Origin of the sequence: Mesorhizobium sp. WSM1293 (assembly GCF_000513875.1) — a bacterium.
GTDB lineage: Bacteria > Pseudomonadota > Alphaproteobacteria > Rhizobiales > Rhizobiaceae > Mesorhizobium > Mesorhizobium ciceri.
Genome location: NZ_AZUV01000009.1, coordinates 249818 through 269108 on the forward strand (window position 1 = coordinate 249818; position 19291 = coordinate 269108).

Below are 19291 nucleotides of genomic sequence, written 5' to 3' on the forward strand. Positions count from 1 at the left end.
ATGACGGTTGGCCGAACGCTTCTCAAGTCGTTGCTGGCGGCAGCCCTTCTGGCGGCGGGATTGCAGGCTGCCCGCGCCGACGAATGGCGCACCACCTCATCGCTGATCGGCGAGTCCAAATACGGCGCCAATTTCCAGCACTACGACTACGTCAATCCGAACGCGCCCAAGGGCGGCACGCTGAATTCGGTGGTGCCAGGCACATTCGACAGTTTCAATCCCTATGTCGTCCAGGGATCACCGGCCGCCGGCCTGGTCGGGTTCGGCGGCGGCCTGCTCTACGACACGCTGATGGAGCAGGCGACCGATGAAGGCAGCACCAGCCATCCGCTGATCGCCGATGCCTACAAATATCCTGATGACTATTCCTCCGCGACTTACCGGCTCGATCCGCGCGCCAAATGGCATGACGGCCAGCCGATCACCGTCGATGACGTGATCTGGTCGTTCCAGGTGCTCAAGGCCAACAGCCCGCAATACAGCCGCTATTTCGAGAATGTCACCGATGCGGTGGCGATTTCGGACCGCGAGGTGGAGTTCCATTTCAACCAGAAGGGCAATCGCGAACTGCCCAAGATCATCGGCGACCTCGCAGTGCTGCCGAAACATTGGTGGGAAGGCGCCGATGCCAACGGCAAGAAACGCGACGTGACCAAGCCGACCCTGGAAATCCCGCTCGGTTCGGCGGCCTACAAGATCGCCAGCTTCAAGCCCGGCTCGGAGATCATCTGGCAGCGTGTGCCGGACTACTGGGCGGCCAAGCTGCCGGTGAAGATCGGCCGCGAGAACTTCGACACCCGACGCTACACCTATATCCTCGACGACAATGCTGCCTGGCTCGCCTTCACCAAAGGCGGGCTGGAAGACATCAACCGCGAATACAGTTCGCGTAAGTGGGCGACGGCTTACAATTTCCCGGCATTCCAGGCCGGCGATGTCATCAAGAAGGATTTCCAGACCCAGGCGCCGCAACCGATGCAGGGTTTCGTCCTCAACCAGCGGCGGCCGCTGTTCCAGGACCGGCTGGTGCGTGAGGCGCTGACCATCCCATTCGATTTCGAGAGCATGAACCGCACCCTGTTCTTCGGCTTCAACACCCGTACATCGAGCTATTTCCAGGGCACAGAACTGGCGTCGAGCGGACTGCCGCAAGGCAAGGAACTGGAGATCCTGGAAAAATACCGCGACAAGCTGCCGCCCGAACTTTTCACCCAGGAATTCAAGCTGCCGGTCTACGATTCGCCGCAGGCGGAACGGAAGTACCTGAAACAGGCAGTCGATCTCTTCGCCAAGGCGGGCTGGGTGATCAAGGGCGGCAAGATGGTCAATGCCAAGACCGGCGCGCCGTTCAAGTTCGAGATCCTCGGCTGGAACGACACTGACCAGGTGATCGCCAGTCCCTACATCGCCAATCTGCGCAAGATCGGTGTCGATGCCACTTTGCGCATCATCGACCAGACGCAGTACATCAACCGCGTCAACAATTTTGATTTCGATGTCGTCACAGGCATCCTCCAGCAGTCGGAATCGCCGGGCAACGAGCAACGCGACTTCTGGAGCTCGAAAGCTGCCGATTCGCCCGGTTCGCGCAATCTGATGGGCATCAAGGATCCGACCGTCGACGCGCTGGTCGATCGCATCATCTTCGCCACCGATCGCGACGATCTCGTCGCCGCCACCCATGCGCTCGACCGCATCCTGCTGTGGAACTTCTATGTCTTGCCGCAATATCACCGGTCGGCGGTGTGGCTGGCCTATTGGGACAAGTTCAAATTCCCCGACAAGCAGCCCGCCTATGTCGGTGCCGACATCGATTCCTGGTGGATCGACCCGGACAAGGAGAAGGCGCTGGCGGCCAAATACAAGGGCGGCAATTGATGGCGGCCCTGCCCCGCCGCGACTTTCTCGCCCTGGGCAGTGCCGCGGCAGCCGCTGCCCTGTTGCCCGGCCGGGCCTTCGGCGACATTGCGACCGGCATCAAGCTGCATGGCCTGTCGGCCTTCGGCGACCTCAAATACAAGCCCGATTTCGCGCATTTCGACTACGTAAATCCGGACGCGCCCAAGGGCGGCCAGATGAATTTCGCGCCGCCGAACGCAACCCTCAATCAGAGCTTCCTGACCTTCAACACGTTGAATTCCTTGGTGTTGAAGGGGGAGGCGCCGCCGCGCGCCGAACTCTGTTTCGATTCGCTGATGACAAGCGCGCTCGATGAGCCGGATGCAGTCTATGGCCTGCTTGCCGAAACCGTTACCCTGTCGCCGGACCGCAACGGTTTCCGCTTCGTGCTGCGACCGCAAGCGCGTTTCCACGACGGCTCGCCGCTGACCGCGCAAGACGTTGTCTTCGCGTTGAAGCTCTATAAGGACAAGGGCCATCCGAACCTTTCCCAGGCGTTGCGGTACATGACCGACGTGGTTGCGGTCGATCCCACCACCGTCGATCTCACCCTCAACGGCAAGCAGTCGGCGCAAAACATCCTTGCGATCGTGGGGATGCCGATCGTCTCCAAGGCATTTTACACGGCCAATGATTTCGATGCTTCGACCATGACCCCGCCGCTTGGCTCGGGACCCTACAAGATCGGGCGCGTGGCGGCCGGACAGACGGTCGAATATGACCGCGTCGCCGACTATTGGGGCCGCGATCTCCCCGTGAACCGCGGCCTCTACAATTTCGACCGCATCCGCATCGACTTCTATCTTGACCGGCAGGCGGCATTCGAGGCCTTCAAGAAAGGCGACACGCATTTTCGCGAGGAATTCACCTCACGGGTATGGGCGACCGGATACGACTTTCCGGCGCTGAAGGACGGCAAGGTCCTCAAACGGGAATTTCCCGGCGAGAAGACGCCAGACATGCAGAGCGTCGCGCTGAACCAGCGTCGTCCGCAATTCCGCGATGAGCGGGTGCGGCGGGCGATCGCCAGATGTTTCGATTTCGAATGGATGAAGCGGGCCTTGTTTTACGGCTCCTACGAGCGTTCTCAATCGAACTTCGAACGATCGGATTACAAGGCCGAAGGCCTGCCCTCGCCTGACGAATTGGCCCTGCTGGAGCCATTCCGGGCCGAGTTGCCGCCAGAGGTTTTCGGTGAAGCGGTAACACAGCCCCTGTCCGACGGTTCGGGCCATGACCGCAAGCTGCTGGGCGAGGCTTCGAGACTGCTTGCGCAAGCCGGCTGGAAGCGCGACGGCAGTTTCGTCGTCAATGACAAGGGTGAGCGGCTGCGGGTCGAAATGCTGGCGGAGGACGATGGCATCGTTCGTATCTACACCCCGTGGTCGGAGAATATGAAGGCGATCGGAATCGACGCATCGATCCGGCAAATCGATTCGGCGCAGTATGAGCAGCGGCACAGCAATTACGACTTCGATCTTGCCTTGCTGCATTGGTCGATCGGGGCGACGCCGACTGACGACAGCCTGCAGATGCTCTATGATTCCCGCATGGCGAAAATCCCGGGGCAACGCAACTATCCGGGCACCGAAAGCAAGGCCATCGACGCCCTGATCGCGGCAGCAGCCAAGGCGAAAGACCGTATAGAACTCGTCACGGCGCTCAGAGCGCTCGACCGGGTCTTGCGCGCGCGGCTGGACTGGATTCCAACATACTATCTGGCGAATCACCGCGTCGCCTATTGGGACATGTTCGGCTTTGTCGAACAGAAGCCCGATTTCGGCTTTCCGGTCGAGACGCTGTGGTGGTTCGATAAGGGCAAGGCGGCAAGAATTGGCAAAGGCTGAGATGTTCGCTCAACGAGGGCAGAAGGCCTGATGGGCGCCTATATCCTGCGCCGCATCCTTTTGATGATCCCGACGCTGTTCGGCATCATGGCGATATCCTTCGCCGTCATCCAGTTCGCCCCCGGCGGTCCGGTCGAACAGGTCATCGCCCGGCTGACCAATCAGGGCGGCAGCGACCGCCTCGGCGGTGGTGGCGGCGACGCGGGTGCTGGCGGCAATTTCGATGCCGCCGGTGACGTCAGCTCGAAATATCGCGGTGCGCAGGGGCTCGATCCGGAATTCATCAAGAAGCTGGAAAAGCAGTTCGGCTTCGACAAGCCGCCGCTCGAGCGCTTCGGCATGATGCTGTGGAACTATGCCCGCTTCGATTTCGGCGACAGCTATTTCCGCGACATTTCGGTGCTCGACCTGATCCTGGAAAAAATGCCGGTGTCGATCTCGATCGGGCTGTGGATCACGCTGTTGTCCTATTTGATCTCGATCCCGCTCGGCATCCGCAAGGCGGTCAAGGACGGCACCCCCTTCGACGTCTGGACCAGCGGCGTCGTCATTGTCGGCTATGCCATTCCGGGCTTCCTGTTCGGCATCATGCTGATGGTGCTGTTTGCCGGCGGGTCTTTCTGGGACTGGTTTCCGTTGCGCGGCCTCACCTCGGACAATTGGGATCAATTGTCGTGGTGGGGAAAGATCGTCGACTATTTCTGGCACATGACATTGCCGCTGACCGCGCTGGTGCTGTCGGCCTTCGCCACCACGACGCTGCTGACCAAGAACTCGTTCCTCGAAGAAATCCGCAAACAGTATGTGGTGACGGCGCGGGCCAAGGGCCTGTCGGAACGGCAGGTGCTCTACGGCCACGTCTTCCGCAACGCCATGCTGATCGTCATCGCCGGTTTTCCCGGCGCCTTCATCTCGGCCTTCTTCACCGGCTCGCTGCTGATCGAGAACATCTTCTCCCTCGATGGCCTCGGTCTGCTCGGCTTCCGGTCGGTGGTCGAGCGCGACTATCCGGTGGTGTTCGCCAATCTCTACATCTTCTCGCTGCTGGGGCTGTTCGTCGGGCTCTTGTCCGACCTGCTCTACACCTGGGTCGATCCGCGCATCGATTTCGAGCGGAGAGACGTCTGATGTCGGAGGCTACAGTCCCCGTCGACGCGGCACCCGCGCGGATCAAGCGGCCGTTTCTGTCGCCGCTCAACAAGCGCCGCCTGCAGAACTTCAAAGCCAACCGCCGTGGCTACTGGTCGCTGTGGATTTTCCTCGTCCTGTTCGTGCTGTCGCTGTTTTCCGAGTTCATCGCCAACGACAAGCCGATCATCGCTTCCTACAAGGGCGAGATCCTGTTTCCGGTGCTGGTCGCCTACCCCGAGGAAAAATTCGGCGGCTTCTATGCCGTCACCGATTATCGTGACCCGGTCATCCAGGACGAGATCAACGCCAATGGCTGGATGATCTGGCCGCCGGTGCGCTATTCCTATCAGACGGTCAACAACGCTATTCCCGAAGCAGCACCGGCCAAGCCGTCGTGGCAGTATGACGCCAAGACACGCTGCAACCAGTATCCGCAGGGTGCTGCCGACCCCGCCTGCATCGTCGGCAACTGGAATTGGCTCGGCACCGACGACCAGGCGCGCGACGTGCTGGCGCGCGTCATCTACGGCTTCCGCATTTCGGTGCTGTTCGGCCTGATCCTGACCGCCGGCTCCGCCTTGATCGGCGTCGCGGCCGGCGCCGTGCAAGGCTATTTCGGCGGCTGGACGGATCTCTTGTTCCAGCGTTTCATCGAGATCTGGTCCGCCATCCCGGTGCTCTATCTCCTGCTCATCGTCGCCGCCATCCTGCCGCCGGGCTTCTTCATCCTGCTCGGCCTGATGCTGCTGTTTTCCTGGGTGGCGCTGGTCGGCGTGGTGCGGGCCGAGTTCCTGCGCGCCCGCAATTTCGAATATGTCAACGCGGCCCGGGCGCTCGGCGTGCCCAACCGCACCATCATGTTCCGGCACCTGCTGCCCAATGCCATGGTGGCGACATTGACCTTCATGCCCTTCCTGCTCTCGGGCTCGATCTCGACGCTGACCTCGCTCGACTACCTCGGCTTTGGCCTGCCGCCCGGCTCCGCCTCGCTCGGCGAATTGCTCAAGCAGGCGCAGCGCAACCTCAATGCGCCGTGGCTCGGCATTTCCGGCTTCGTCGTCATCTCGCTGATGCTGTCGCTGCTGGTCTTCGTCGGCGAGGCGACGCGCGACGCCTTCGATCCGCGCAAGACGTTCCGATGAGCGAAGCCCCCTTGCTCAGCGTACAGGACCTCAGCGTCGCCTTCAGCCAGGGCGGCGGCCAGTCGACGGCGGTCGACCACATCTCGTTCGACATCGCCAAGGGCGAGACGGTGGCGCTGGTCGGCGAATCCGGCTCCGGCAAATCGGTCTCGGCGCTTTCGGTGCTGAAGCTTTTGCCCTATCCAAGCGCCAGCCACCCCTCGGGAAAGATCGTGTTCCAGGGCAACGACCTGCTGGCGATGGGCGAGAAGCAGTTGCGGCAGGTGCGCGGCAACAAGATCACCATGATCTTCCAGGAGCCGATGACCTCGCTCAATCCGCTGCACACGATCGAGCATCAAATCGTCGAGATCCTGAAGCTGCACCAAGGCATGGCCGACCGCCCCGCCAAGGAGCGCACGCTGGCCCTGCTCAACGAGGTTGGCATCCGCGATCCGCACAAGCGCCTCGATGCCTATCCGCACCAGTTGTCCGGGGGCCAGCGCCAGCGCGTGATGATCGCCATGGCGCTGGCCAACGAGCCCGAACTTCTGATCGCCGACGAGCCGACGACGGCGCTCGACGTCACCGTTCAGGCGCAGATCCTCGAACTGCTGGCCGGCTTGAAGAGCCGCAAGGGCATGTCGATGCTGTTCATCACCCATGATCTCGGCATCGTGCGCAAGATTGCCGACCGCGTCTGCGTGATGACCAAGGGCAAGATCGTCGAGACCGGCCCGACCAAGGAGATCTTCGCCAATCCGCAGCATGCCTACACAAGGCATCTGCTGGCGGCCGAGCCGAAGGGCAAGCCGCCGGCCGCCAATGCCGACGCCAAGCCGGTCATGACCGGCAAGGACATAAAGGTCTGGTTCCCGATCAAGCAGGGCTTCTTCCGCCGCACCGTCGACAATGTGAAGGCAGTGGACGGCATCGATGTCACCGTGCGCGCCGGCCAGACGCTCGGCGTGGTCGGCGAATCCGGCTCCGGCAAGACGACGCTCGGCTTGGCGCTGGCGCGCATGATCTCGTCGACCGGCATGATCCAGTTCAACGGTCGCGACATCAACCAGCTGTCCTTCAACGCAATGCGGCCGCTCAGGCGCGAATTGCAGATCGTCTTCCAGGATCCGTTCGGCTCGCTCAGCCCGCGCATGTCGATCGCCGAGATCATCGAGGAAGGCCTCAAGATCCACGAGCCGAAGCTGTCGCCCGACGAGCGCGACGACAAGGTGGCCGCCGTGCTGAAGGAGGTTGGGCTCGATCCGGCGACCCGCAACCGCTACCCGCACGAGTTTTCCGGTGGCCAGCGCCAGCGCGTTGCCATCGCACGCGCCATGGTGCTCAACCCGCGCTTCGTCATGCTGGACGAGCCGACATCGGCACTCGACATGAGCGTGCAGGCGCAGGTCGTCGACCTGCTGCGCAGCCTGCAGGCCAAGCACGACCTCGCCTATCTCTTCATCAGCCATGATTTGAAAGTCATCCGCGCGCTCGCCAACGACGTCATCGTCATGCGCAATGGCAGGATCGTCGAAGCCGGCCCTTCCCAGCAGATTTTTGAAAATCCGCAAACCGACTATACTCGGGCGCTGATCTCGGCCGCCTTCAAGATCGAGACGGCACCGGTCGGCATCGTCAGCGAGTGATTTGCGTAAAGAGGGACTAAAGGACCGCAATGGAAAAAGGCCGCATCCTGCTTGCCGTCACCGGCTTTCATCCGCAGCGCTGGCGCGACCTGCTGTCGGCCGAACGCGAGGTGGTGCTGGAGCCGGACGGCGCCAGCGACCCCTCGATCACCTATGCCGTTGTATGGAAGCAGAAGCCGAACATCCTGGCGTCGCTGCCCAATCTGCGCGCCATCTTCTCGATCGGCGCCGGCGTCGACCATATCTTCGCCGATCCCGGCCTGCCCGACGTGCCGATCGTCAAAATCGTTGCCGACAACCTCACCCAGTACATGACGGAATATGTCGTCTGGCGGGTGCTCGACCATCACCGCCAGGGCCTGCTCTACCGGTCGCAGCAGTCGAAGAAGATCTGGCATGAGCCGCAGCAGAGGCCTGCCGGTGACATTTCGGTCGGCATCATGGGCCTCGGCAGTCTCGGCCGCGCCGCGGCCTCGGTGCTGCTCTCGCTCGGCTTTGCCGTCAATGGCTGGTCGCGCACCGACAAGGCCATGCAAGGCGTCGCGACCTATTCCGGCGAAGCTGGATTGATCCCCTTCCTCAAGGCAACCGACATCCTGGTGGTGCTTCTGCCGCTGACGCCGGAGACCAAGGGCATCATCAACTACGGCGTGCTGAAGGAGCTGCGGAAACGCAACGGCCTCGGCGGCTCGGTGCTGATCAATGCCGGGCGTGGCCGCCTGCAGAAGGATGCCGACATTTTGCGGGCGCTGGATGACGGCACGTTGAAGGAGGCAAGCCTCGACGTGTTCGAGGTCGAACCGCTGCCGAAGACCAGTCCGCTGTGGGGGCATCCGAAAGTGTTCGTGACGCCACATGCGGCGGCGACCTCCGATCCGGTGCATCTGGCGCCGATCATGCTGCGCCAGATGGACGCCTTCGAACGCGGCGAAAAGCTCGACAATCTGGTGGACCGCAAGGCGGGGTACTAGCTAGCCAGGCAGAGCGATCTTCTTCTGCTTCTCCGGCTGGCCGCAGTCGCGTCGGTCGATCGACCGGTTCATGGCATCGATCTCACCGCTCGCCTTGTCGGTATCGCGCTTGGCCTTGGAGCGCATGTCCGGCGTGAACGGGCCGAAGCCCATCGCCGGATTGGAGAAGGTCGGCTTGGCCTTGATCGGCAGGTTGTATTGCTGCGCCAAGCCATTGCGCTGCGCCAGCAACTGGTCGCACGGCACGCTGTCGTATTGCAGGGACGACTGGATGTTCGCATCCTGCTGTTCCGACATCGAAGTGCCACCGACACAGCCGGCGGTCAGCAGGCAAGAGGCCAAGATCATCATGTTCCAGCGCATCGGCTATGCTCCTCCTGATATCCCGCCCTGACGCGAGCAGATCGCAAATATCAGTCGCGCATGCAAATCGGACTTTTTCACAGCAGGAATATTTGCGAGGCGGCGAGGCTGCCCCTCCGCAGGCGCGCGGCTGACGGAGCATCAAACGAAAANCCCGCCTGTCCGGCGGGTCACTGGCGCAAATCAGCACCATGGGCGAAAATGTACCATAGCTGAGGGCAGGGTGTCAAGAAAAAATTCCTATCGCACCCGACGAAAAGCTGCCGACACCGCCGACCGGCTGCCGTCAGGTCCTTTGTTCAGCTGAGTTCGGAGCCCTGGCCACAACGACCAACCCGTTGACGTGTTCCCCGCGATCCTGCCGGATCGCGGTTGGTTCCAGTGACAGGACCGAAAACCCGTTGGCGGCCAGCACGTCGAGCACATAGCGTTGCGCATGCGCATAGCGGCGAGACGGCAGCAGCGCAAAATCGCCATCGCCAGCCAGCGTCTCGACGGAAAACGCGAACAGGCCATCCGTGGCCAGCAGGCCGGCAATCGTCTTCACCACGCCGCCCAGCGCACCGACATAGATGAAAACATCGGCCACCGTCACCAGATCGGCTTTCGGACCGGCATAGGAAAAATCCCGCAGATCGGCCTTGTCGAGGAAATCGTAGACGCCCTTGGCCCGCGCCTTTCTCAACATTTTGGCCGAAATGTCATACCCCTCCAGCCGGTCGGCGATCGGCCGCAGCCTCTGCCCCATCAGGCCTGTGCCGCAGCCGAGATCGAGCGCCAGCGCGAAGCGGCCCGGCCTTGCCGCTCGAATGGCCTGGTCGAGCATCCCAGGCAGGCGGTAACCCAGCCTGCCGACCAGGGACTCGTCGAAGCTCTCGGCATAATGGTCGAACAAGGTCTCGACGAAGGCGCTGGGGAGCGCATCGACCGCCGGCGCCTTGCCGATCAATTGCAGGTTCAATGCAGCGCCTTGACGATCCGATGGATCGAGTTGCAGCGACATCGTCCACGCCTGCGCGGCCAGATCCGCCGCGCCCGCCGCCTGCTGCATCTCGCCGAGGCGAAACCAGCCCATCGCCCATTGCGGCGTTATTTCCAGCGCACCGAGCAGCAATTCCGCCGCCGCCGCATGATCGCCATCCGCGTGCAGCATCTCGGCATAGTCGGCGCGGCGATCGGCGTTCAAGTCGCCGGACGAAGCCTGAAGCGGTTTCATGGCGATGGGTCCTGCCGGCGGATCGAGCCGGCGGTGCTCTATGCGGGAGTCAGCAGTGACTTACAACAGGGCTTCCCGCCGCGGAATTATATCCTATCTTGGAGACCATGCGCACCAGTGTTCTGCTTCACCCCCGGCCCGAGGGCCTCTATTGCCCGCCGGGCGATTTCTTCATCGACCCGGTGCGGCCGGTCAACCGGGCACTGATCACGCATGGCCATTCCGACCACGCGCGTTCCGGCCACCGCTCGGTGCTGGCGACGCAGCAGACGCTCGACATTATGGGGCTGCGCTACGGTGAGGATTTCGCTGGAACAACACAAGCGGCAAGGCTCGGTGAGACGATTGCCCTCGATGGCGTCAGCGTCAGCTTCCATCCGGCCGGCCATGTGCTGGGCTCGGCGCAGATAGCGGTCGAGCATCAGGGCACGCGCATCGTCGCTTCCGGCGACTACAAGCGGCAGAGGGACGCGACCTGCGCGCCATTCGAGCCGATCCCGTGCGATGTGTTCATCACCGAAGCGACGTTCGGCCTGCCGGTGTTTCGCCATCCCCCGGACACCGAAGAAATCGCCCGCCTGCTGAAATCGGCCGCGCAGTTCCCTGAACGCTCGCATCTGGTCGGCGCCTATGCGCTGGGCAAGGCGCAACGGGTGATGCGGCTGTTGCGCGACGCCGGCTACGACAGGCCGCTCTACATCCATGGCGCGCTGGCCAAACTCAGTGAGTACTACCAGAGCCAAGGCATCGATCTCGGCACCCTCGAACCGGCGACCGTCGAAAGCGGCGGCAAGGATGATTTTGCCGGCGCCATCGTCGTCGGCCCGCCTTCGGCCTTCGCGGATCGCTGGGCGCGGCGGTTTCCCGATCCGATCTCGTGCTTTGCGTCAGGCTGGATGCGCATCCGCCAGCGCGCCAAGCAGGGCGGCGTCGAACTGCCGCTGATCATCTCGGACCATGCCGACTGGGATGAGCTGACCGCCACCATCAAGGAGACCGGAGCCGAAGAGGTCTGGGTGACGCATGGCCGCGAGGAGGCGCTGGTCCGCTGGTGCGAGCTCAAAGGCATCGCGGCGCGGCCGCTGCACCTGGTGGGCTACGAGGACGAGGGCGATTGAAGCCATGAACCGCTTCGCCGAACTTCTCGACCGTCTGGTGCTGACGCCGTCGCGCAACGGCAAGCTGACCTTGCTGACCGACTATTTCCGCAGCGTCGAGGATCCCGATCGCGGCCTGGCGCTGGCTGCCATCACGGGCGATCTCCACATCGCCGCGGTCAAGCCGGCGATGCTGCGCATGCTCGTCACCGAACGCATGGATCCGGTGCTGTTCGGCTATTCCTACGACTATGTCGGCGATCTCGCCGAAACGGTGTCGCTGGTCTGGCCGCAAACGCCCGGAAACATCCCGAACCGCGAGCCGACGCTCGGCGAGGTCGTCGCCAAGCTGCAGGCGGCAAGCCGCTCCGACGGACCGAAGGTGCTGGCAGGGCTGCTCGACAGCGCCGGCATCTCGGCACGCTTTGCCATCATCAAGCTGGTCACCGGCGGCCTGCGCATCGGCGTGTCGACGCGTCTGGCCAAACAGGCGCTGGCGGATTTCGGCAAGGTCGAGGTCGCGGAGATCGAGGAGCTCTGGCACGGGCTGTCACCGCCTTACACAGCGTTGTTCGCCTGGCTGGAAGGCAAGGCCGAAAAGCCCAGGAACACGGCGTTGGCATTGTTTCGCCCGGTGATGCTGTCGAACCCGGTCGGCGACGGCGATCTCGAAAAGCTCGATCCGGCGGATTATGCCGCCGAATGGAAATGGGACGGCATCCGTGTCCAGGCGGTGGCGGAGGGCGGCATCCGCCGGCTCTATTCGCGCACCGGCGATGACGTTTCGGGCGCCTTTCCGGACCTCGCCGAGGCCATGCATTTTTCCGCAACGCTGGACGGCGAACTGCTTGTCGGCGATCCCCGGGAGGCGACGGGAACCTTCTCCGATCTGCAGCAACGGCTGAATCGCAAGACGGTGGCACCGAAGATGCAGCAGCAATACCCGGCCTTCATGCGCTGCTACGATCTGCTCCAGGTCGGCGGCGAGGATTTGCGCGCGCTGCCGTTTCGCGAACGGCGCGGCCGGCTGGAAAGCTTTGTCGCGACACTCGACCCGAGCCGTTTCGATCTGTCGCCATTCGTCGACTTCACGGACTGGCAAACGCTGGAGGAACTGCGCCGGGCGCCGCCGCATCCGATCATCGAAGGCGTCATGCTGAAGCGCTGGGACTCAGCCTATGTCGCCGGCCGGCCGAAAGGTCCGTGGTTCAAGTGGAAACGCGATCCGCACACAGTGGACGCGGTGCTGATGTATGCGCAGCGCGGCCACGGCAAGCGGTCGAGCTTCTATTCCGACTATACGTTCGGTGTCTGGACAGGTGCCGAAGGCGAAGAGGAACTGGTACCGGTCGGCAAGGCCTATTTCGGCTTCACCGACGAGGAACTGAAGCAGATCGACAAATATGTCCGCGACAACACGATCGAGCGTTTCGGGCCGGTGCGCTCGGTGCGGGCCGACCGCGACAACGGCCTGGTGCTGGAAGTCGCCTTCGAAGGACTGAACCGCTCGACCCGGCACAAATCCGGCGTCGCCATGCGCTTTCCCCGCATTTCGCGATTGCGCTGGGACAAGCCGGCCAACGAGGCCGACCGCATCGAAACGCTGCAGGCGCTGCTCGACCGCTAATTTCGCGCGTGCAGGGTTCGCTATGGCTCGATCGAAACGCGGATTTCGTAGATGTCGGCGGCCTTGCCCTGCTTGTCGAAGTCGGAATTGATGGCAATGGTGCCGGCCGAGCCCGGATGCTTGTCGGGAAACTGCACGTCGAACAGATATTCGTTCTGCTGCTGGCCGACCGCATAGCGCTTGCGGCCGCAGTCGCCGAGTTCGCCGAAATTGCAGTCGACCGAAATCTGCGTCTCCTTGCCTTCTTCGGAGCGGGCAATGATGTCGAACACGGCATGTTTGCCGGCCAGTTTCTCCAGCACGCCTTGTCCAACGTCGAAGCTGATCGCCGAACCGGACGCGCCGGAACGGATGCGCAGGAACGAACCGGTATCGTCCTTCATCACCTCGGCCCTGGCGTCCGATGGCGCACTGACATGCGATGCATCGGCCGGCGAAAACACATTGATCCAGTCGCGCGACTGGTCGGCGGCGCCGGGTTTTGCCGGACCGCCGTCGGCCGGTGTGAAATCGTCGTCCTCGACGGTCGGCGGCGCTTCAGGTGGTGCGGTGTCGAGTTGGGCCGACGTCTTGAACACGCCGGTCTGCACGGCGAAGAACAGGCCGATGCCAACCGCTGCCAGCAGTGTCACGGTCAGGAAGATGGCGGTCAGCGGCAGGCGACGCCCCCTTATGCGTCGTTCATCGCGGTCGGGCGCCACTTCCGTGGTCGCACCGGCCGCGGCCGGAACCGACATGTCGATGGCCGGAGCATCGGGAAGCGTGGCGTCCGGCATGATGTCGGGAACGACGGGCAGGACGCGCGAGCGCGGCGCATCGGCAGCGGATTGCACGGGGCCGTCGACGACGACATCGGGGGACGATGCCTGTCGGCCGGTTTCGACCGCGGGCGCCGGGTCCGCTCCGAGTTCGACCGCCGGTGCATCGCCCTGCGGGCCGACATCCGGCACCGCCGGCAGGAACTCGGATTCGATTTCGGTGATTTTCGCCTGGATTGCCTTGCGGCGCTTGATGGCGACCTCAACGGTCACACCGGGATTGGCCTGGAGCGCGCGATCAAGCGCGGCAAAAGCCGAGCGATAGACCCTCTCGCGGAACGCGCGGTCCTCGGCATTGCCTTTCTCCAAGGCGTTCCGGATCGCTTTTTCGATCGCGTCCAAGCGGGTCCCTCTGTCTTTGCCAACCTTGCCGTGATCGTTAGCCGCAGGCGACCAATCAATCAACGGGCGAGCGGCGCATTCTGCCTCGCGGAGGTATGCAAAGTCCATTCCGGCGCTGTTCCGGCAACAAAATCAGCATGTTTCACCGATCTTCACGCGCGGGGAGCGCACGCACCGTGCGCCGCATCCCCTTGACGATTGATTGGCGGACAAGGCGGCGGCCGGCTTTCGAGGGTGCCATGACGCCGCCGCAGGAATTGCCAAGTCGCATCTTGAATTCGCGCCCGGTTGCGTCTATCACCGCCGCATCTTGGAGGCCTTGGCTTCCCGGGCCGCTTTAGCTCAGTTGGTAGAGCACCGCATTCGTAATGCGGGGGTCGCGTGTTCGAGTCACGCAAGCGGCACCATTTCTCCCTCCTTTTCGTCGTCTACCCCTTCGCATCTGGTGCAAAGGATTGCGGCGCCGGCCTGGCAGATCTGCCATTGTCGAGACCCCGGTTTGGTGTGAAACTCATGGCCTCAGCATGGGAGGTCAAAAAATGCCCAACAATTTCAAGACCGGAGACGTGGTCAAGCTGAAATCCGGAGGCCCCAGGATGACGGTCAGCGATGGCGCAGCCTCGGGCATGTATCTGTGCCACTGGTTCAATCGCGAGGGCGAGGTGTGGACCCCGCAGCATGCCGGGTTCAAGCCCGAACAACTGATTGCGGCCGACCAGTCGGACTAGAGCTCCTTCCATCCCGATCGACGGGATGCGCACCCGAGCACGAACGGATCAGCACGCGCGATCGACGGATTTTCCGGGTCGCGGCGTTTAACGGTTGAAGCGCGATGGCGGCACAAGCCGTCTGCGTCGCGCCAAGCTGGAGACGCACAACATGATCAGCCGTTCGATATTAGTCGTTGCCTTGAGTTTGCAGACGGTTGCGGCTCTTGCCCAGGCAACGACCCCGCCTGCACCGCAGACCGGCGCGCCACTTGCCGCGCCAGGCGCGTCGGGGAGCAGGTCCGACATCACGCTGGCCAAATTCCAGAAGCGGCGCGAAAGGGCGATCATGGCGGCCGACACGGATGGCGACGGCAAGATCAGCCTGCTGGAATGGGAGGCCTTTCAGGCGAAGCGCAACGTCAAGGGCGACGCCTCCAGATCCTTCGCGCGGATCGATTCCAACCATGACGGCTTCATCGATCGCGCCGAACTCGATGCCTTCTTCGCCAAGCGCTTCGCCCGGCTGGACAAGAATGCCGATGGCATTCTGACAGCCGACGAATTGCCGGGCCACAAAACCGCTCCCAAGCAAGAGCAATGACCAAGAGGCAATGACGCGCGATGAAGATCGGGAGTGCGCCGACTGATGGCTGCGGATCCGGACGAGGAGCTGGTTCGCCGTGTCGGCGCCGGCGAGCCGGCAGCCGTGCAAACGCTCGTCGCGCGCAAGCTGCCGCGTATCCTGGCGCTTGCCGTGCGCATGCTCGGCGATGCGGCGGAGGCCGAGGATGTCGCGCAGGAAACCTTCGTGCGGATCTGGCGCCATGCCGCGAGCTGGCGGCGCGGCAATGCGCGCTTCGACAGCTGGATTCACCGGGTGACGCTCAACCTTTGCTACGACCGGCTGCGTCGCAGGCGCGAGTGGGTGACCGGCGACCTGCCGGAAATGGTCGACCCCGCGGCACTTCCGGACGCCCCTCGCCAGGAGGACGCGCTTCGGGTCGAACGGGCGCTGCAAGCCATAGCGCCGCGCCAGCGCGAAGCGATCGTCCTGGTCTACTACCAGGAGATGTCCAACATCGAGGCGGCAGCGACATTGCAGGTCAGCGTCGATGCCCTGGAAAGCCTGCTCGCGCGCGGCCGGCGGTCGCTGCAAGCGATCCTGGCGGGGGATGGCGCCGATGAGTAAGCACCGGGCAAGCTCCAACGCAGCACGGCCATTGCGCCTTGCTGATGCCGCCTGGCGCTCGGCGCCGACGGGCAAGGGGGAGACACATGGCTGAAGGATCCAGGAACGAACCCGCAATGGATGCCAGGCGCTTTGCCGCCTTGGCGCAGGCCTATGGCGGCGACTTGCGGCGATGGCCCGAGGCCGAGCGGATGGCCGGCACGGTCTTTGCCGCAAGCGGCGCGGGCAAGGCCATCTTGAGGCAGGCCGGGACACTTGACGCGCTGCTCGACAGCTACCGCGTCGACGCCCCGGACAAGGCACTGCACAGCAGCATTCTGCAGGCTGCCGGCCGGCACCTCGTCCAGCGCCGGCGTCAGTGGTTCTGGTGGCTGGGACTTGGACTTGCCGGCATTGGTCTGGCCGGTGCCGTGGCAGGACTGGCCCTGGTGACCATCGTCACGCCGGAGGTCCAGCCGGACCATTATGTGCTCGATACCGATGTAACGGCGTTTGGCGATGCCGGCCCGGATGCCGAGAACGGTGAGGAAAACCTATGAGCCCGCGCTGGATCCGTGGTCTGGTCATTGCTTCCGTGGTGCTGAACGTCTTTCTTGCCGGCGCATTCGTCGGCGGCGCGGTCTGGCTGAGAAATGCCAAAGCGGGCGCGGGTGTCTCGCTGGAATCGGCCGGCCGACAGCTTCCCGACCAAGACCGCAAGGCGTTCCGCCTGGCGCTGCGCCAGGTTCGCGTGCAGTCCCGTCAGATCATTCTCGATGGCCAGCAGGCGAGGCAGGAGGCAGCGGACCTGTTGCAGCAGCCTGTCATGGACAAGGCCGCCTTGTCCGCCGCCCTGGAACGGGCACGCAATGCCGATGTGACGGTGCGCAGCCGGCTTGAACAGGCCATTGTCGACTTCGCGGCGAGCACATCGCCTGAAAACCGGAGCGTGCTGGCACAGGCGTTGCTGCGCCATATGGAACGCCGCGCCACCGTTGCGCCAAAAAAATCGCCATGACGACCGACGGAAAAGGCCGGAGACGCCGTTTAACGATGCGAAGGGACAAGCCTGCCCTGTGCACCATACAGGACGGCCATCTTCATCGTCGAAAGCACTCGGAGTCCAATTATGAGTCGCCTGAAAAACTATGCAGCAACCGCTATCCTGGCCATCGGTGGAACTGTCGCGACAGCCTCCGCGTCCAGCGCAATGCCCATCGTGTCCGTTGCCAAGCCAGCCACCCCGGCACTGGTCGAGCATGTCCGCTGGGGCTGCGGCATCGGCTGGCACCCTAACAGATGGGGCCGCTGCGTGCCGAACGGCGTCGTCGTCGTGCGCCCGCGCTACCACTACTGGCACGGTCCGGCCTACGTCTGGCATCCGCATCATCACTGGCGCCACTGGCACCATTACTGATCAAAGCACCGCGGGGCCAGGCACCTTTTGGGGCGGCCCCGCGCGAGCGCTGGCGCGCACCGGACAATCCCGACCAGCCGAGTTAAGGTTAAATCCACTATACATTTGTTCTTAGCCCGCAAATAATCGAAGAATTTCCCGAAACTATGCTCAGGCATCTTCGTGGGAAAATCTGTGGTTCAGCTTCAAGGTCTTGGACGGGTGCTCTGCCATCCGCTGACGCTGGCCGTGGTCAGCCTTGCAGGCGTCTTCGCCGCCGGACGGGCCGAGCACGAATGGCTGTCGGTGCCGTTCTCGCTGGCGCTGGTGGCTGCCCTTGCCGGACTTCTGTTCCTGGCTTCGGGGCGCCTTGCCTTTTCCGTCTACCTCGCCTGGATGGGCATTGCCTTCGTCACCGTGGTTTCGGCGATCAAGTTCCGGCTGAAAGGATTTTCGCTGCACTTCTACGACACGGTCTTCGTGTCGAGGGACCCGGAAGTGTATCGTTTCCTGCTCGGCTCCTACCTCCATCTGATCGCGCCGGTCGTCATTGCCCTAGGGCTCGGCATCGGGGCGGCGGTGCTTCTGTTCCGGATCGATCGGAAAATTGGCTGGCCGGTGTCGGCACGCGTCCTGGTCATGGCGGCGCTCGTCGTTCTGGTGCCGCTGACCTTTCCGGCCGAGGCCTCGAAGGACCGCTATTTCTACTACATGCAGGGCCGGCACATGTCGGCCTTCTTCGTCTCGCTGCTGGATTTGCACAACCTCGTTGTAGAATCGGGCTTCGAAAAGCGGCTGCAAGCCGTGGCGCCGCAGCCGCCTTTTGCCGACACGGTCGATTGCGGCGACCGGGCTGATCTTCCCGACGTCTTTTTCGTGCTCAGCGAAAGCCAGTCCGATCCCGGCTATTTTCCGCAGGTCGGCAACGGCGCGGGATTCCTGCAGAGATTCGCACCGGGGGCCGGCACGCCGCACCAGATGCAGGTCGAGACGTTTGGCGGCGGCACCTGGATCACCAATCTGTCGCTGATGACCGGCCTGTCGGCCACCGATTTCGGCTGGCGAAGCCCCTATCTGACCATCACCCTCCAGGACAAGGTCGCCGGAGCCTTGCCGGAGGTGCTGGCGCGCTGCGGATATCGGACTGTCGTGATGACGCCGATGGACTTTTCGTTCGTCAATGAAGGGCCGTTCCTGAAATCGATCGGTTTCGAGACCGTGCTCGACATCAAGGACATCGCCGCGCCCTTCTATCACCTGCGCGACAACTTTTATTACCAGGCGGCCGAGGCATTCATCGCCAGGCACCATAGGGAAGACGGCCGGCCGCTGTTCCTCGAAATCCAGACCATGTTTCCGCACTCACCCTATGAGGGGCGGATGGAGCCCGGGCTGAAGGTCGAGGGCGAGCCTTTCTCGGGCGATTTCCAGGCCAATGAGTATCTGCGCCGGATGGCGGTAGCGCGCGGCGATTTCCAGGATTTCCTCGACAAGAGGCAAGCGGATGCCGGTGAACGCGGCGCCGTGGTGCTCGAATTCGGCGATCACCAGTCGTCGGCGACCAAGCCGTTCGTCGAGGCGATCGCCGGGGACGACGCCTTGGCGACCCCTGGCTCGCTTGCCTATCGCACTTTCTACACGCTCACCACCTTCAACCATCCTTTGCGCCATCCGATGCCTGACCTGGCGCCGCTCGACATCGGCTTCCTCAGCGCAAGCCTGCTCGACGCCGCCGGCCTGCCGATGTCGCCTGTCATGGCCGATCTCGTGCGCCTGCGCGACCGTTGCGGCGGCCGGTTCCATGGTTGTCAGGATCGGGCCGAAGTGGACGCACATCTGCGCCGGCGCGTCGATTCAGGGCTGCTGCATCTGTTCCCGGAAGCGGCGCCGCTGCATGGGCTGGCGCCGCTCCAATCGGTAGATGCTCGCTAGTTAT

The 19291-nt window shown here is 63.2% G+C and carries 18 protein-coding genes and 1 tRNA gene; 16 read left to right on the forward strand and 3 right to left on the reverse strand.

Annotated elements, in window-relative coordinates:
• Genes M729_RS0112925 through M729_RS0112950 form a run of 6 tightly spaced genes read left to right on the forward strand, consistent with a single transcriptional unit; the run spans nt 1 to nt 8618 of the window.
• Nucleotides 1-1878, forward strand: a complete 1878-nt coding sequence (locus M729_RS0112925) for an extracellular solute-binding protein (RefSeq protein WP_027161788.1) — start codon at nt 1-3, stop codon at nt 1876-1878.
• Nucleotides 1878-3746 (forward strand): extracellular solute-binding protein, encoded by a 1869-nt coding sequence (locus M729_RS0112930; protein ID WP_027161789.1) that lies wholly within the window; start codon nt 1878-1880, stop codon nt 3744-3746. Before M729_RS0112925 ends, M729_RS0112930 begins: the two co-directional genes overlap by 1 nt.
• Before the next feature lie 30 nt (nt 3747-3776).
• Complete coding sequence (locus M729_RS0112935) at nt 3777-4874, forward strand: microcin C ABC transporter permease YejB (RefSeq protein WP_013527941.1); 1098 nt, start codon at nt 3777-3779, stop codon at nt 4872-4874.
• Entirely contained in the window at nt 4874-6019 is a 1146-nt protein-coding gene (locus tag M729_RS0112940) for an ABC transporter permease (protein WP_027161790.1), read from the forward strand. Before M729_RS0112935 ends, M729_RS0112940 begins: the two co-directional genes overlap by 1 nt.
• Nucleotides 6016-7647 carry an ABC transporter ATP-binding protein gene (locus tag M729_RS0112945; RefSeq protein ID WP_013527943.1) on the forward strand — a complete coding sequence of 544 codons (1632 nt, stop codon included), beginning with the start codon at nt 6016-6018 and terminating at the stop codon, nt 7645-7647. The genes M729_RS0112940 and M729_RS0112945 overlap by 4 nt, the downstream gene beginning before the upstream one ends.
• A 29-nt stretch (nt 7648-7676) precedes the next feature.
• Nucleotides 7677-8618 (forward strand): glyoxylate/hydroxypyruvate reductase A, encoded by a 942-nt coding sequence (locus tag M729_RS0112950; protein ID WP_013527944.1) that lies wholly within the window; start codon nt 7677-7679, stop codon nt 8616-8618.
• Here M729_RS0112950 and M729_RS0112955 read toward each other — a convergent pair whose 3' ends face one another.
• Both M729_RS0112955 and M729_RS0112960 read right to left on the reverse strand, forming a co-directional pair.
• Entirely contained in the window at nt 8619-8981 is a 363-nt protein-coding gene (locus M729_RS0112955; RefSeq protein ID WP_027161791.1) for a hypothetical protein, read from the reverse strand.
• Between the two features lie 286 nt (nt 8982-9267).
• Nucleotides 9268-10197, reverse strand: a complete 930-nt coding sequence (locus tag M729_RS0112960; protein ID WP_027161792.1) for a methyltransferase domain-containing protein — start codon at nt 10195-10197, stop codon at nt 9268-9270.
• A 107-nt stretch (nt 10198-10304) separates the two neighbouring features.
• On the opposite strand from M729_RS0112960, the gene M729_RS0112965 reads away from it, so the two are divergent.
• Entirely contained in the window at nt 10305-11315 is a 1011-nt protein-coding gene (locus M729_RS0112965) for a ligase-associated DNA damage response exonuclease (RefSeq protein ID WP_013527947.1), read from the forward strand.
• Between the two features lie 4 nt (nt 11316-11319).
• The gene (locus M729_RS0112970; protein WP_027161793.1) at nt 11320-12921 is read left to right on the forward strand and encodes a cisplatin damage response ATP-dependent DNA ligase; all 1602 of its coding nucleotides are present in this window, start codon (nt 11320-11322) and stop codon (nt 12919-12921) included.
• Between the two features lie 20 nt (nt 12922-12941).
• Here M729_RS0112970 and M729_RS0112975 read toward each other — a convergent pair whose 3' ends face one another.
• Nucleotides 12942-14081: a hypothetical protein gene (locus tag M729_RS0112975; RefSeq protein ID WP_024503420.1), complete on the reverse strand. Its 1140-nt coding sequence runs from the start codon at nt 14079-14081 to the stop codon at nt 12942-12944.
• A gap of 331 nt (nt 14082-14412) precedes the next feature.
• On the opposite strand from M729_RS0112975, the gene M729_RS0112985 reads away from it, so the two are divergent.
• The 8 genes from M729_RS0112985 to M729_RS0113020 all read left to right on the forward strand — a co-directional run bounded on the left by M729_RS0112985 (nt 14413) and on the right by M729_RS0113020 (nt 19287).
• Nucleotides 14413-14488: transfer RNA gene (locus M729_RS0112985), tRNA-Thr, on the forward strand.
• A gap of 132 nt (nt 14489-14620) precedes the next feature.
• Nucleotides 14621-14809 carry a DUF2158 domain-containing protein gene (locus tag M729_RS0112990; RefSeq protein ID WP_013527958.1) on the forward strand — a complete coding sequence of 63 codons (189 nt, stop codon included), beginning with the start codon at nt 14621-14623 and terminating at the stop codon, nt 14807-14809.
• Nucleotides 14810-14960: 151 nt separating this feature from the next.
• On the forward strand, nt 14961-15392 hold the full coding sequence (locus M729_RS0112995) for an acid-shock protein (protein ID WP_027161794.1): 432 nt from the start codon (nt 14961-14963) through the stop codon (nt 15390-15392).
• A 45-nt stretch (nt 15393-15437) separates the two neighbouring features.
• A complete protein-coding gene (locus tag M729_RS0113000) occupies nt 15438-15980 on the forward strand; it encodes an RNA polymerase sigma factor (protein ID WP_027161795.1) in 543 nt (180 codons plus the stop codon).
• Nucleotides 15981-16066: 86 nt separating this feature from the next.
• Nucleotides 16067-16519: a hypothetical protein gene (locus tag M729_RS0113005; RefSeq protein ID WP_027161796.1), complete on the forward strand. Its 453-nt coding sequence runs from the start codon at nt 16067-16069 to the stop codon at nt 16517-16519.
• Entirely contained in the window at nt 16516-16977 is a 462-nt protein-coding gene (locus M729_RS0113010) for a periplasmic heavy metal sensor (protein ID WP_027161797.1), read from the forward strand. Before M729_RS0113005 ends, M729_RS0113010 begins: the two co-directional genes overlap by 4 nt.
• 111 nt (nt 16978-17088) lie before the next feature.
• On the forward strand, nt 17089-17376 hold the full coding sequence (locus tag M729_RS0113015) for a hypothetical protein (protein WP_013527963.1): 288 nt from the start codon (nt 17089-17091) through the stop codon (nt 17374-17376).
• Between the two features lie 174 nt (nt 17377-17550).
• On the forward strand, nt 17551-19287 hold the full coding sequence (locus M729_RS0113020) for a sulfatase-like hydrolase/transferase (protein ID WP_245267563.1): 1737 nt from the start codon (nt 17551-17553) through the stop codon (nt 19285-19287).
• The last annotated feature ends 4 nt before the right edge of the window (nt 19288-19291 follow it).